The 12,983-nt window shown below is 67.5% G+C and carries 13 protein-coding genes and 3 pseudogenes; 7 read left to right on the top strand and 9 right to left on the bottom strand.

Annotated features, from left to right (window positions below):
* Nucleotides 1-5: 5 nt before the first annotated feature.
* From AB0I54_RS39590 to AB0I54_RS39580, 3 genes are all read left to right on the top strand, one after another.
* Nucleotides 6-497 carry a universal stress protein gene (locus tag AB0I54_RS39590; RefSeq protein WP_363301162.1) on the top strand — a complete coding sequence of 164 codons (492 nt, stop codon included), beginning with the start codon at nucleotides 6-8 and terminating at the stop codon, nucleotides 495-497.
* Between the two features lie 314 nt (nucleotides 498-811).
* Nucleotides 812-1,054, top strand: a complete 243-nt coding sequence (locus AB0I54_RS39585) for an epoxide hydrolase N-terminal domain-containing protein (protein ID WP_363301161.1) — start codon at nucleotides 812-814, stop codon at nucleotides 1,052-1,054.
* A gap of 244 nt (nucleotides 1,055-1,298) precedes the next feature.
* Nucleotides 1,299-1,820, top strand: a complete 522-nt coding sequence (locus AB0I54_RS39580; protein WP_363301160.1) for a DUF3558 family protein — start codon at nucleotides 1,299-1,301, stop codon at nucleotides 1,818-1,820.
* 562 nt (nucleotides 1,821-2,382) lie between these two features.
* Here AB0I54_RS39580 and AB0I54_RS39575 read toward each other — a convergent pair.
* Complete coding sequence (locus AB0I54_RS39575; RefSeq protein ID WP_363301159.1) at nucleotides 2,383-3,063, bottom strand: hypothetical protein; 681 nt, start codon at nucleotides 3,061-3,063, stop codon at nucleotides 2,383-2,385.
* Between the two features lie 221 nt (nucleotides 3,064-3,284).
* On the opposite strand from AB0I54_RS39575, the gene AB0I54_RS39570 reads away from it, so the two are divergent.
* Both AB0I54_RS39570 and AB0I54_RS39565 read left to right on the top strand, forming a co-directional pair.
* Nucleotides 3,285-3,653 carry a hypothetical protein gene (locus AB0I54_RS39570; protein WP_363301158.1) on the top strand — a complete coding sequence of 123 codons (369 nt, stop codon included), beginning with the start codon at nucleotides 3,285-3,287 and terminating at the stop codon, nucleotides 3,651-3,653.
* A 475-nt stretch (nucleotides 3,654-4,128) separates the two neighbouring features.
* Nucleotides 4,129-5,103: a CopG family transcriptional regulator gene (locus AB0I54_RS39565; protein ID WP_363301157.1), complete on the top strand. Its 975-nt coding sequence runs from the start codon at nucleotides 4,129-4,131 to the stop codon at nucleotides 5,101-5,103.
* 334 nt (nucleotides 5,104-5,437) lie between these two features.
* Here AB0I54_RS39565 and AB0I54_RS39560 read toward each other — a convergent pair.
* Nucleotides 5,438-6,088: pseudogene (locus AB0I54_RS39560) on the bottom strand (class I SAM-dependent methyltransferase).
* A gap of 293 nt (nucleotides 6,089-6,381) precedes the next feature.
* Here AB0I54_RS39560 and AB0I54_RS39555 point away from each other — a divergent pair.
* Both AB0I54_RS39555 and AB0I54_RS39550 read left to right on the top strand, forming a co-directional pair.
* Nucleotides 6,382-6,933, top strand: a pseudogene (locus AB0I54_RS39555) (SDR family NAD(P)-dependent oxidoreductase); the annotation flags it as partial.
* A gap of 19 nt (nucleotides 6,934-6,952) precedes the next feature.
* Nucleotides 6,953-7,219 carry a hypothetical protein gene (locus AB0I54_RS39550; RefSeq protein ID WP_363301216.1) on the top strand — a complete coding sequence of 89 codons (267 nt, stop codon included), beginning with the start codon at nucleotides 6,953-6,955 and terminating at the stop codon, nucleotides 7,217-7,219.
* A 64-nt stretch (nucleotides 7,220-7,283) separates the two neighbouring features.
* Here the strand turns inward: AB0I54_RS39550 and AB0I54_RS39545 are convergent, their stop codons facing one another.
* The 7 genes and pseudogenes from AB0I54_RS39545 to AB0I54_RS39515 all read right to left on the bottom strand — a co-directional run bounded on the left by AB0I54_RS39545 (nucleotide 7,284) and on the right by AB0I54_RS39515 (nucleotide 12,843).
* On the bottom strand, nucleotides 7,284-7,535 hold the full coding sequence (locus AB0I54_RS39545; protein ID WP_363301156.1) for a transposase: 252 nt from the start codon (nucleotides 7,533-7,535) through the stop codon (nucleotides 7,284-7,286).
* Between the two features lie 279 nt (nucleotides 7,536-7,814).
* On the bottom strand, nucleotides 7,815-7,970 hold the full coding sequence (locus AB0I54_RS39540; protein WP_363301155.1) for a hypothetical protein: 156 nt from the start codon (nucleotides 7,968-7,970) through the stop codon (nucleotides 7,815-7,817).
* 428 nt (nucleotides 7,971-8,398) lie between these two features.
* Complete coding sequence (locus AB0I54_RS39535; protein WP_363301154.1) at nucleotides 8,399-9,931, bottom strand: hypothetical protein; 1,533 nt, start codon at nucleotides 9,929-9,931, stop codon at nucleotides 8,399-8,401.
* Nucleotides 9,932-10,930: 999 nt separating this feature from the next.
* Nucleotides 10,931-11,371 (bottom strand): VOC family protein, encoded by a 441-nt coding sequence (locus tag AB0I54_RS39530; RefSeq protein ID WP_363301153.1) that lies wholly within the window; start codon nucleotides 11,369-11,371, stop codon nucleotides 10,931-10,933.
* The gene (locus tag AB0I54_RS39525; protein WP_363301215.1) at nucleotides 11,368-11,952 is read right to left on the bottom strand and encodes a dihydrofolate reductase family protein; all 585 of its coding nucleotides are present in this window, start codon (nucleotides 11,950-11,952) and stop codon (nucleotides 11,368-11,370) included. The genes AB0I54_RS39530 and AB0I54_RS39525 overlap by 4 nt, the downstream gene beginning before the upstream one ends.
* Nucleotides 11,953-12,130: 178 nt before the next feature.
* A pseudogene (locus AB0I54_RS39520) lies at nucleotides 12,131-12,328 on the bottom strand (IS256 family transposase); the annotation flags it as partial.
* A 26-nt stretch (nucleotides 12,329-12,354) separates the two neighbouring features.
* A complete protein-coding gene (locus AB0I54_RS39515) occupies nucleotides 12,355-12,843 on the bottom strand; it encodes a hypothetical protein (RefSeq protein ID WP_363301152.1) in 489 nt (162 codons plus the stop codon).
* Nucleotides 12,844-12,983 lie beyond the last annotated feature (140 nt).

Here is a 12,983-nt window from a genome sequence, read left to right as displayed (position 1 = left end):
AGCCCATGGCCGTGGTGGTCTGGATCGTCGAGGGCACATGGCCCGCCTGCGTGGACGCCGCGCGCACCCACACGCGAGAGATCACGGACGTCGTCCTGCTCCACGTCACCCCCGCCGACGTCCCGGGCGCGGCGCACGGCGCGTTCGCCGGGCTGCTCGGCCGCGGCCACCCCGAACGCGACCCCGGCACACGGCTGGAACATCTGGCCGCCGCCTCCGCCGAGCAGCTCCTCGCCGACGCCGCGCAGCGCCTGGGCCGCCCCTGCACCCGGCAGGAGCGCACCGGGCGCGTCGAGCGGGAAGTCGTCGCCGCCGCCGAAGGCGCCGACCTGCTCATCCTCGCCCGCGACGGCGACCGCACCCACCTCGGCCCCCGCAGCCTCGGCCCCGCCAGCCGCTTCATCGTCGACCACGCCCCTTGCCCCGTCCTGCTCATCTGGCCCGAGACCGTGCCCGGCATCGCCACCATCCCGCCCCTGCCACCACACCACCGGTAACACGGGGGAGCACCACCAGCCGCCCCTGTGGGGCAGGGGAATCGAGGCAAGATCAATCTCACCGGGATTTCCTGCACCTCAACTACAACCTCGTGTACTGCCGTGGTAGAGCAGGCACAGCGCCTACGGCGTGGCACGGAGTGCGTTCTGCCTACGCAAATCATTGAGCGATTCGAGCAGGAAGGACGGCATCCGTGAACTTTGCACCATCCGACCGGTGGTGAGTTCTGCGTACACGGGCACCTGCCGCGCGTCAGTGTGGCCAAGCCTCATTTCGTGCACACCGAACTTGAGGTCACTGGCCGGCCCGGGAGGTGGAGCTCGCGCGTCTGCCCCGGTTCCGCGCGCGCATCGGCGGTCTCGGGATCCCCTTCGTGCACGCGCGGGCCGCGGCGTCGGCCGGGACCGCGCTGCCGCTGGTGCTCTGCCATGGCTGGCCGGACTCGTTCTGGCGGTACACGAAAGTCGTGCTGTTACTGACCGGGGCATGTCCGGCACGACCACGTCGAACGCGAAAGCGGTCCGAGTTGGCGACCAGACGGTCTTGGCCCCCTTGACGTCAGCTCCGGTCACGGCACTGTCACGTTGGTGGGGTCCGGAGATGATCACGGGATTGTTCGTGCGGTGCGCTGCTTCAGCATCGCCGAAACCGAATGGTGGGTGCGGTACGTCTGTAGGTTCGCCTGGCCGGGTATCCCGCCCCGTAGAGAGCCAGGAGCCAGGGGGGGGACAGAACCGATGACACACAGCCGTACCTGCACCAGATCCCGTAGCCGCGGCCGCGGCCGTCCGTTGCATGTGGTGGGGGTGGCGCTGGCGGCGCTGCTGATCCCGGCGCTCCAGGGCTGCCAGGATTCGGACGCGGACGCGCAGGACAAGCCGAGCCCGACCACTGCGGTCACGTCGACGCCGACCGGACAGGGCTCGGAAGCGCCGTCGCCGACGCCGACTTCCACCGCGGTGGGGGACCCATGCGCGCTGGTGACCCAGCAGGAGGCCGAACAGCTCGCCGGCACACCGGTCAAGCCAGGGAAATCCGTCGACGGGACCTGCACTTATGTCGCACCCGAGAGCGGACCGACGGCCCAGGTGGAGATCTTCGCCGGAGAGACGGGGAAGAATTACTACGATGCCGAGCGACAGCTCGGTCACAACCTGAAGCCACTCGACGACGTCGGCGACGAGGCGTATCTGGAGGACGGATCGGTCTTCTTGCGGGTGTCCGAGGAGTGGGTCTCGATCCGTCTCGTACGGGGCAACCCGGCGGCGGAGAACGACAAGCCGCTCACGGATCTGGCGCGCACGGTGGCCACGCGCCTGTGAACCAGGCGGCCGTCACGCGGCTGGCGAGCGCGGCACGATCGAGGCGATGGTGGGGCGCGGTCGGTGTAGGAGCTGGTGGAGATGCCGTGGGGGCCGCGCGCCTTACCGCCGCTGTCACGGATGCGACAGCGTGAGCGGACCTGGTACTGGCGTCATCGACGCCATGCTGACCAGCGCAGGATGTGGTCGACGGGCACGGGCCGGCGGTCGGTGAGGCGAGTGATCAGGCGCCTGATCTCGGCGAGGCTGAGGGGATGAGCTGGGAGGATCCGATTGTGCTTTCCCTGCATCCAGTGCCCGGGCCCACAGGACGGTCAGGCAGCTGTGTGCGGCCATGGCGAGTGCGAAGGGCTCACCATGGCCCGCAGAACAACGTTGGGAAGCTTGACAGTTCCACGAACGGATCACGCCGGACGCCTGCTGCAGGATGCTCATCACCACGGCTTCGCACCGATTCCTGTACCTCGTCGCAGAGTTCAGGATCATGCGAAGGTCGTCCCACCGTCCGACGCATCCCCATGTGGGTAACGAGGATGCGTTCCCTCGTTCAAGTCCGGACTGACTACTGAGGCAGGCATGGCTCAGCGGGCGTTGGTTTCCTTCGCTCCCCCTCCGGGGTGAACGTGAAGGATCGACGGAACGGACCTTCGCCGAAGCGCACCGCGAGAAGAAGCGGTTGCTCGTATTCGGGGGGCCAAGAGTCGGCCCCTGGTGCGCTGCCGTTCCACAGGTGGAAGACCACCATCGGCTGCTTCGGATCCTTGCTGAGGTAGCCGAGCGTCTTCCCGTACAGGGGATTGCTTCCTCCGAACAGCACGGAGGGGGCACCGAACTCCGCCGTCACGTCCGCCCACGTGCGGTCCGCCCCAGCCCACTGCCGGACGCGACCCTTGAGAGCGTCGTAGGCCTCCTCCGCAAGAACACCGTCCGGTTTGAGCCAACCGCGGTGCTGTGCGAACTCCGCGTACACCGACGCCATGCCGTATTCGTAGTCATGCCCAGGGATCAAGTCTCGGAAGGCCCCCGTCACACCGACAGCAGACCAGAGCCCGCGGTCTTCCCAGTCTCGTTGTTGCTGAGCGTACGCATCGGGTTGACGTTCAATGAACAGCAGGTGATCAAGCAGGATCCGAAGAGCCAGTTCGCCCCCAAACATTCCAGGCCGGCGGAGCGCGAGATTGAGCTGGTCAACAAGGTAAGCGTGTATCTCTTCGGCAGTAGCAAGCGGGTTGGGAACGGTCACGTGCACAGTCTCCCGCACCAGGAGCCGTGCGGACCGCTCACCCTTGTGACAATCAAAAGCGGTTAAACGCCAAGCCCAGAAGCTGCGCTTGATGCTTGCATGCCAAAAAGAGGGCTCAAAGACGGCGTCGTTACCCGCACCCGGCTCCGCCATGCTGGTCCGGCGTCCACCGTGCAGAACTCTCTGTGCGCGACAGGGGAGGGCCATTGAAGAAACGAAGGATGATCGCGCTCACGGCGGCGACCACCCTCGCGACCGGGCTGTTCCTCGCCCCGGCACCCACGGCGTCCGCGGCGGCCACGTCGTGCTACGGCAGCGCCAAGACCATCAACGGCACCGACGACAACGGCCACTGGCCGCCCGGCGGTTCCACGAAGACCACGTCCAACTGCAATGACATCAACGTCAAGATCACCCGGACGATCGACGTACAGACCTGCTTTGCACCCACGAGCGGCGGCTACTACTGCAACGGCTGGCGCACGGTCTACGCCAACACCTGGGGGCTGGCCGCCACCGACGTCAAGGACGGCACCACGTTCTGGCTGCTGTTCACCAGTACCGACGTCCACGGACTCGCTGCCTACTGATCCCAAACGGGCTCCGGCGCCGGTCGCGCGCGCCGGGGTCGCAGATCCGCCAACCACCGTGAATAGCTCACGCCAACTGCAATGAACAGAAACGCCGTGACCTGTGAGGACTTCGGAGGTGATCTGCCAATTATCGCGCACGGTCACAAGTACGGCGGCCTCCGAGCCCTGCGCCGTCGACCCGCCTCAGCGAAGACGGCGCGATTCTCACCGAAGACGAGCGGCTGTCCGTTTGTCTCACTGAAGATGGACCCGCCAGTGCCCGAGAACCGTTCGCATGACTTCATCCGTTGGGCAGACCGAGGGATGTTCAGGAAGCTATTTTGACGGCATGCCTGCCGCCGTCCCGCTCCCGCTGGGGAGCTGCTTCGGAACCCTCACCACCATCTCCGTCCCGATCAGCACCCCAGGGCCCAAGGGAGGTAAGCCGCGTCGCCGGGTGAGGTGCCGCTGCGTCTGCGGCAGCATTCTGGACGTGACGGTGGAGAACCTCCGCTCCGGGCACACGACCTCGTGCGGCTGCTCCTCCAGCGAGGCAGCGACCACCGCAGGGACGCTGGCCATCGGAACCCGGTTCGGTCGGTGGTCCATCGCCAGTGCCCCGATCTGGGAGCCGATCCCCGGGCGTCCCCACGCTCAGCGGGCTTTCTACGACTGCATTTGCGACTGTGGGACGAAGCGCAGACTTCGTGAGCACAACATCCTTCACCGCTCCCGCTCCTGTGGCTGCGCCCGCGTCGAGAGCATCGCCGCGCTCACCGGCACCAAGCGCACCGGCAACTACCGCACCGTGCAGATCAAGGTCGGCACGCGGTTCCAGCGCTGGACCACCCTGGAACCGCCCCGTCTCCAGGAACGCAGCAACGGAACCCGCCACTCTGTCGTCAACTGCGTGTGCGACTGCGGCCAGACGCGAACCGTGACCGCCAACAACCTCCTCAACGGGACCTCGGGCTCCTGCGGCTGTCTCCAGCGCGACATCATGTCCGAGATGCTGACCACCCACGGCGTGACCACGGCCAAGCGCGAGCGGGCCAAGGAGAAGACCGCAGCCGCCACGCCCGCCAAGGATGCCGACAGCATCCGCCTCTACACCATCTGGGCGGGCATGAAGGACCGATGTGGCCGACCGGCGAATCCCTCCTGGCACCGCTATGGAGGCCGTGGCATCACCATCTGCGAGCAGTGGCGCAACGACTTCCAGGCCTTCCGGGGCTGGGCCCTGGACCACGGCTACGCCGACGGCCTGGAATGTGACCGCGTCGACCCCGACGCTGGCTACAGCCCTGAGAATTGCCGCTGGATCACCAAACGGGCGAACATCGAGCACATGCGCAAGGCATGGGACGACGACCTGGACCAGCGCCTGATCGCGGAGGCCAAGCGCCGAGGGATCGGCCCCTACGACCTCATCGCGGAGGCCGTTCGAGCCCACCTCACCCGCCAATGATGGAACGGCCCCTCGGGAGCCCCCGCCAGGCCTTCTGCCCGTCGGTCACTCGATGGGACTCCGCGCGCGGTGTGGTCGCACAGGTTCTCGGAACCTCTCGGACTCTCCGAGCTGCTCGGTCGTGAGGCCCAGTAGGACGTGCTACCTGGCTGGGTACGCCACACGTCGTCTCTGTCGATGGCGGGTGCGAGACAAGATGACCGAAGATGAGCGGCGCCGCGGAGAGCCGCGACAGCCGGGGTAAGGCGGTACCGGAGAGGCCGAGCCGAGCGCCAATAGGCAGCCGCTCGCGACGAGTTCAGCGAGGAAGGTCTAACCCACCTACGTGGTTTGGTCAGGGGAGGGTCGGCGGCTCTGCAATGCCGATGAAGTTCCCGGCCATGGTCCGGATGTGGGCCGACCAGCCCAGTGTTGCAAGGTCGTCCGTGAGGGTCTGGGTATCGTGGAATACCTTCACGATGCGGTATTGGCTGCCGTCATCGAGCCGGCGCAACGCTGCCGGAGCTGGCTGGTTCGCGAGGACTTCCTCGTACGCCGCTGCTGCGGGGCCGTCGTCGATGAAGATTGCTTTGCCGCCCGGCGCGAGTTCGTTGGCGACGGTGTTCCAGGAGTGGGGCAACCGCATCGGCGGGACGTGGGAGAGCCAGAAGGCGAAGAACACGGTGTCTTAGCGTCGTGGCGGCTTCCACTGGAACAGGTCGGCATGGAGGAAATGAACGGTGGGGCATGGCGTGCGCGCACGAGCGAGGGCCAACACTTCGGCTGCCGCGTCGACAGCCGTCACCGACTGTGCCCGCGCGGCGAGCCTTGGGGTCCACTGGCCCGTTCCGCAGGCCAACTCCAGCACGTCCCCGGCAATCGGGAGGTTGTCGACGACAGCCAGTAACTCCTGCAGGGCTTCGTACTCCGAGTAGGGCCGGTCGTATTGGGCCGCTCCGGCCCGGTAGTAGGCCAACTGCTCTGTCAGGAGAGCGTCGTCGTCCATGCGGGTTCCTCTCGTCCGGGTTCGGCAGAGCCGAACGCACCCAGCTCACCGGCTTGGTCGCCTCGGACACCGTCGGCCTTCACCTCTGGGCAAGGTCAAGTCTCTTGAGTGCCTGAAAACGTCTTCGCCGACCGGACGCGGGCAACCGAACCCGCCAGGGCCGGAGTGACTACTGTCGAGGCTTTCGATGGAGCCGACTGCGGCTGGACCATTCGCCAAGACCAACGCCCGGTCGACGAGCGCGGCTTCCGGGGGCACGTGACGGCGATCCGGCGACAAGGTCGAACTCCTTGATGCGGGCCATGGGTTGGCTCCTGGGCAATTCAAACCGATCGGAGGATGGACCGAGCGCGAGCGATGAATTCTTCGGCGGCAAGGTCGCCGTCGTTACGGGTGCCTCGACCGGTATCGGGCTGGGGCTGAGCCGGAAACTGCTGGAGTCGGGAGCAGTGGTGTACATGTCGAGCCGTACGCCGGCCCATATCGCGGAGGCGGCACAGTCGCTGGGCCACTATCGCCAAAGCGTCAACGCTCAGGTGTTGGACGTCCGAGAGGAAAAGGCGGTTGCGCAGTACATGGAGTACGTGGCCGGTCGCGGCCGAGTCGACTACCTGTTCTGCAACGCCGGGGTCGGCTTCGGTCAGCCCTACAGCGAGGTGACGAAGCGTGAGGACTGGAACACGATCTTCGATGTGAACGTCTTCGGCGTAGTCAACTGCATCCACTACATGCTGCCTCACCTCGTCAAGCAGGGAAGCGGGCACATCGTCATCGTCTCGTCCGTCGCGGGCATCTCACCGCTGCCCTACCAGAGGGTCTACGTCGCTTCCAAGCACGCGGTCTACGGGTTCGCCGGGTGCCTGGGTGAACATCTTCTACCGGGCCCTGGACTACTCACTGCATTTCGAGCTGCCTGTCCCGCCGAACGCGGTCGGGATCGACCAAGCGGGTGCGGAGATCCTGGAGGCGATCTGCAACGGACAGGACGTCATACCCGTTAACGACGACGCCCGCGACCTGTACCGGGCCATCCGGAAGGGTGATCACGACTATGTGGAGGGCTTCATGCGGGCCGTCAAGGAACAGAACGAAGGCGCGCAAGAAGTGGCCCGAACGATCGTGGGCGGCTGACGGCGGCCCATGCCAAGCGGCTCTGATCCACTTCTTGTGGTCCGATCACGGAGCGCCACGCTGTTCAGTCCGCGAGGAGGATCTGTCGGCGGAGGAGGTCGAAGCCGGCCCGGCGGTATCCGTCCCTCTTGATCCGTTTCACCATGTTGACGTTGCCCTCGACCTTGCCCGAGCTCCATTCCAGGGTGAGCCCGGCGGCGACCGCGTCGAAGTCCTGCCGCAGACCGCGGGCCAGGCTGCACAGCGGCCTGAGGCCGGTGTCCTCGGCACGGGTGAGCCACGCGTCGAGTTCCGTGCCGCGGCGCTCAGTCATCATGCGGGCGAAGGTACGCACACAGTCGGCGACGGCATCCAACTCCTGGCAGCGGGAAAGGAGTTGCGAGAGCTTGAGCGCGTTGCTCCCGTCGAACTTGTCGGGGGTGGGCGGTGATGAGCCAGGCGGCTTTCCGGACGGTCAGCTCCGTGGGCTTGTCGGTCCGGGTTTTCCGCTGGCCCGGATCTGTTCCAGGTGGCGGGGGACGGTCCGCTTACTGCCGCAGTAGCCGAGTTCGGTGATCTCGGCATGAAGACGCGCCGCGTCCGTGCAGCCCTCGTTTCAACGCCGGTATGGATAGGGCGAGTAGGCGTGGATTTGACCGTAGCGGCGGGAGCCGGTGCTGCGGGAGGCATCGTCAGGTGTGGCAGCGTGTGCGTAGCGGCGCACGGTCTTGCGGTCGAGCCCGAGAGTCTTGGCGATCACTTCGATCTGCACGCCCTTGTCGTACAGGGCAATGCACCGCGGCATGGCGCTCGCGTCGCTTGATCGCGCGCGGTCCCTCCATCGGGGCCGGCGCGTCTTCCGCCGTCGCATCTGATACCGGCTCGGCCGGGGCTTCGGTTGCTGTGTCGTCGGCGGGCTCGGCCAGGCCCTTTCGGTGTTCGGCGACACACTTCTCGACGGCTCGCCGGGGGTGCGCCGCCGTGCGTGCGGAGCGAGCGCTGCGGTGGCGGACAGCCGGGCCCGGCGTACTTCGCGCCCACGGGGCCGCCGGGCTCGTTCATAGCTCCTGAAAGCGGCCGACCGGCTGCACCAACTCCACCCGTCGTCATCCCGTTGCGAGCCCGTGGGGCCCGCCTCGGGTCCCACACCCCGGCGGAGGCATGGCACCTTCGCCGCACCGAAGACACCACACCCAGGTGTCACCAGGTGATGCGGACGGCGCCGCTGCCGCCCTTTTCGGCGGGCTTCGCCTGCTGACCTCCGTTGCCGCCGACGGCCACGCCGGGTGGCGGGTTCCCGGCGGGAGTGGTGCCTTTGCCGCCGTCGTAGTGGGTGCCCGTTTGCACCATGCTCCATCCCTGGGCCCCTCCACCGCCGCCTCCGCCTCCGCCGCCCCCTCCGCCTCCGCTGCCCGCGACGCCGCCGTAGCCGTTCCCGCCCCCTCCGCCGCCTCCGCCTCCGGCGCTGCCGTTGGAGCTGCCGCCGTTGCCGCCTCCGCCTGAGCCGCCGGAGCCGCCCGTGCTGTGGGGCTCACCGCTGCCTCCGCCTCCGCCTCCGCCTGGTCCCCCCGCGTCCTTGCCCCGGGCGCCGGTGCTTCCATTGCTGCCGGCCTCGCCGCCCTGTCCGCCGTTGCCGCCGTCGCCGGGCCAGCCGCCTCCGCCGTTGCCCCCGTATCCGGGGTAGCCCGAGCCGCCGGCCGCCCCGCCACGCAGATTGCCCTTGGCCTGGCCCGGACCGGATCCGCCGGAGCCCGCCCAGCCGTTGCCGTAGCCAAAGCCTCCGGAGCCTCCACCACCGCCTCCGCCGGCGGCCAGGAGGGTGCTCGACTCGACGGTGGTGCCATTGCGGCTGTGGTCCCCTCGTGCCCCGACGTGAAAGCTGAACGCGGTGTTCGAACCGAAGGGGAAGATGTCCTTGACGTAGGCGCCGGGCCCGCCGTCCCCGCCGAAGGTGTTGGGGTCGTCGCAGCTCTCGCCGCCGTCGCCGCCGGGTCCCCACAGCTCCACGGTGATCTGTCCGACCCCGCTCGGTACGGGAAAGGAGGAGGCGTCGAAGGTGTGGTCCCCCGGCTCGGAGAAGACGACCGAACGTACCCTGGCGGCGGCGAGTTCGGGCCAGTCCGTCCACTGCTCGCCCTGCGGATCCGTCTTGCCCATGTACGGTCCGGAGGTGGTCCACCAGCCGGTGCCGTCGAAGTACAGGGTGTCCTCGCCGTTCTTCCAGACGCCGTTGGCGAGGACGGGGAACGTGTCGGTCAGCGGCGCAGGCTGCGCAGTCACGGTCCGGAAGTCCTCGGAGAGCCTGACGATTCGACCGCGCTTGGTGAACCACCACTCGCCGTTGACATGGTTTATCGAGCCGAGTTCCTGCGTCCACAGCATGTCGTCCTGGGGCAGGGACGCCAGTGCGGGGAACACCGACGTGATCGGGGTGCGGGGCACCAATGTCGTCTTGCCGTCGGTGCTGACCTTGATGGCGACCGCGCCCGCCGTGATCCACCAGCCGTCGGGGTTCGAGGAGTCGATGAAGCACGTGTCGAGGGCGCCCTCGAAGATGTCCCCCTTCAGGGCGGGCCATGCGTCGCCGATCGAGAGGGGTGCGCTCTGGAAGCCGCGCAGGTCCTGGGTGAGCTTGACGGCCATGTAGTTCTTGGTGATCCACCAGGCGCTGTTGTGGTAGGTGATCGTGTCGAAGTCGCGCGTCCAGTCGATGTCGACCGACTTTCCGTTCATGATGCTGCCTCACGAGAGGTTCGAGACCGGAAACCCGCCCCCGTCCCGCGGATCGGGGGCGGTTCGTACCCGTGCCGGGGCTCGCTGCCCGCATTCGGGCGCGCGCCGGCCCATGGGGTGGCATATGCCATCCTTTGTGCGCGTCACCCGTCCCGCCAGGAGGACTGCGCCGTCCGGGGGACGGCAGCCGTTCACGGGGAGAGAGGCGCCGCGGTCGCGCCGTACCGTGTGCGCCCGGAGGTCGAGCTGCAGCCCGCTGGCTCTTCCCCCAAGGTCCCCTCCAAAAAAGCTCACGGCCTGAGCCTGCTTGGCAGCACGAGACCCCGGGCATCTGCTGCGGCCCGGGGTCTGACTGTGCTCTGGTGGGACTGCCGACAGGAGTGTCACGCCCGCTCGACTCCCGACCGTGCAGTCGCCTCGATATCCGGCAGCGGGTCGGTGCGGCGGAGTCGTCCGCTGCGCTGGAGGCGGCGTGGTTCGTGTCCTGGGGGACTGGCGCATGTCGAAATAGCAGCGGAGCCGGACTCCGGGGTGCCCGGGGCCTTCTCCGCTATCACCGCCTCACCCGGCGCCAAAGCCCACTACTGCAGGCGCCGTGACGACCACGGCACTGGCACGCTCCCGCCCAGCGCAATCTCTTCAGCCGCATGATCGGCCAGCTCTACCACTGTCTCCAGCACCGCAAGCTGTTCGACGAACAGGCCTCCTTTTTCAGGACACCGACGACGAAGGTCCCGACGGCTGGTACTCGTATCCCCTGGTCGGCACCGGCGCCATCCTGAAGGTCGCCCTCGCCCAAGCTGTCGGCGGGGAAGAATTGTCCGTCAGCGTCACAGGAGCCGAGACACCTGAGCTTCAGCTCCGCACCGACACACTTCTGTCCGCGTTCGCCGGTGTCTGACCACCGTCTTGTTCGACCAGAGCATGCAACGGCTCGACACCGCTTGACGAGTTAGATCCCTGAGGTGTCCTACCTTCTGGTGGGGGTTGATCGGGCTGTTAGTAGGGCCCTGTCGCCCGAGGGACACCGGGTGTGGCTGGTGAGGTGATGCCGTCGGGATGTCCGGACGGCCACTCCACCAACTCGATCCGGTAACCATCCGGGTCCGTGAGCCACGACGTCTTCGGGCCGTGAGGGCCGCCCGGTTGCTGGACAGGTCCTGGCCTCAGGCCGGCTTCGGTCAGCGTCTCCAGGGTGGTGGTGAGTCTCTCCACCTGGATTGCGAGGTGGTCGAAACCGCTGCCGACGTCGACCGGTCCGTAGCCGGGGCGGTGGACCAGTTCGAGCGAGGCCGCCGGTTCGTCGGGGAACTTGAGGATCACGAGGCGGGCCCCGTCGCCGGCCTCGACCCTGCCCAGCTCGGTGTAGCCCAAGGCGGTGTAGAAACCGAGCGAGCGGTCCAGGTCGGTGACGCGGTAGGAGACGAAGAGCGTCTTCACGCGGCCTCCTCGGGTCGATGCACCCGGTAGCGGAGATGCGTCACATCTCGATCCTCGAGCCGTCGGACGAGGTCGAGTTCGATGTGCTCACTACCCAGGTGGTCGAAAAGCCGTCGACCGTCCCCGAGGAGGACCGGAACCAGGTGGATCTCCATCTCGTCCACCTGCCCGGCTCGGAGAAGTGCTTGGGCCGCCCCCGCCCCATGGACCATGACCGGCCGGTCCCCTGCGGCTGCGCGAGCCTGACGGGCGCAGTCCTCGACAGCGGTGACGAAACGCGCGTGGCCGGGTGGCACGTCCTCGTCATCCACCTGGTGGGTGAGTACGAAGATCGGCACGCCGTCGTGGTGATCGCCCTGCCAGCGCCCGGCGAGTTCGAAGGTCCGACGGCCGGAGATCACCGCGCCGGTCGCCAACGCTTCGCGGTAGACCTGGCCGCTGGGACCGTCGGACTCCCGGTCGTCGAGCCAGTTGAAGAGCCGTCCACCGTTGCGTCCGAGTTCCTGCCCTGGCCGATCGTCCGGGCCGGCGATATAGCCGTCGAGCGACATCGACATGTACAGCCGAATCGGATTTTTCATCCTGGCCTCCTCCATCTCTCCTCCATGACCACGGGATCCGGCGCTTCCCGATCCGCCGACGGGGCGGGCTTGTCACAAGGAAGACTTCAGGCAACCGGCAAACTCATCGGCCCGACGCGCCGGCCTGCTGCCGGGCTGAGGGGGCAGGAATCATGACCCGTGGATCAAATGCGGTCGTTCAGGCCGCGTGGCTCTCGGAGCGTTCGACGAGGTGGCCGCGCTCGACGCGGGCTCCGGCACGGACCAGCGCGACGAGGTGGGGTGCGTTCACGGCCCGCCACCGCTGCTGGGCGGACTCGACGAGCTTGAAGACCATGGCCGGGGCGGCGGCCGCGCTGCCGGCGCCCCGGGTGACCTTGGTCCGCAGCCGGACAGTGGGCCGAGGGGTTCCGTGTAGTGCAGTTACCCGAGGGATGCGAATGGGTTCGAGAACGAGGTCAGATCTCTCACGCGGACCAGGCTGAGCTCGCTGGGTTCGATCTCGGAGCCGGACAGGACCAATTCAGTGCTCAGGACGCATCCCCGTGCGACCCAGTAACGGTTGCTGCTGTTGCGCCAGAGTTCGAACGTCATGGGTTTCCCGTCTGCGGTGATAGTGACGGGTTCGGAGGCCGGCAGGCTGGCCGGGGGTCCCTCGCCGGGGTGGTGGTAGTCCTCGAAAGCCCGCTCCAGAGCATCGCCGGCCTCCGCATTGCCGGAGGAGGCGCTCAAGACCGTGACGTGCTCGACCTCGGGGTCGAAATACGGAGAACCGAACCACAGGTACACATGGATGTCGCCGGTGACTCGGTTGTGGCCGTGCCCCGTGACCTGCCGTGATTCCGGCCAGCTGGCGTCGACAGCGAAGACGCTGAAGCCTTCTGCCGAGCCAGGGTTGCCTTGATCGTGCATGGGATCTCCCGTGTGCTCCTGGCGTGGTCAGGCATCCTGCCACCGTAAGAGAACCGGCGGGAAGCCGGGTCGGCATCCACGGCTTGTGGCGGGGCTGGTCGGTGCACGCCCACACCGGTCTCACCCGGCCGGCCCAGCCG

It is taken from the genome of Streptomyces sp. NPDC050625 (assembly GCF_040654755.1).
Classification (GTDB): Bacteria; Actinomycetota; Actinomycetes; order Streptomycetales; family Streptomycetaceae; genus Streptomyces.
Note: the sequence above shows the minus strand (reverse complement) of the source record. Positions and strands in the feature narration are given on the sequence as shown.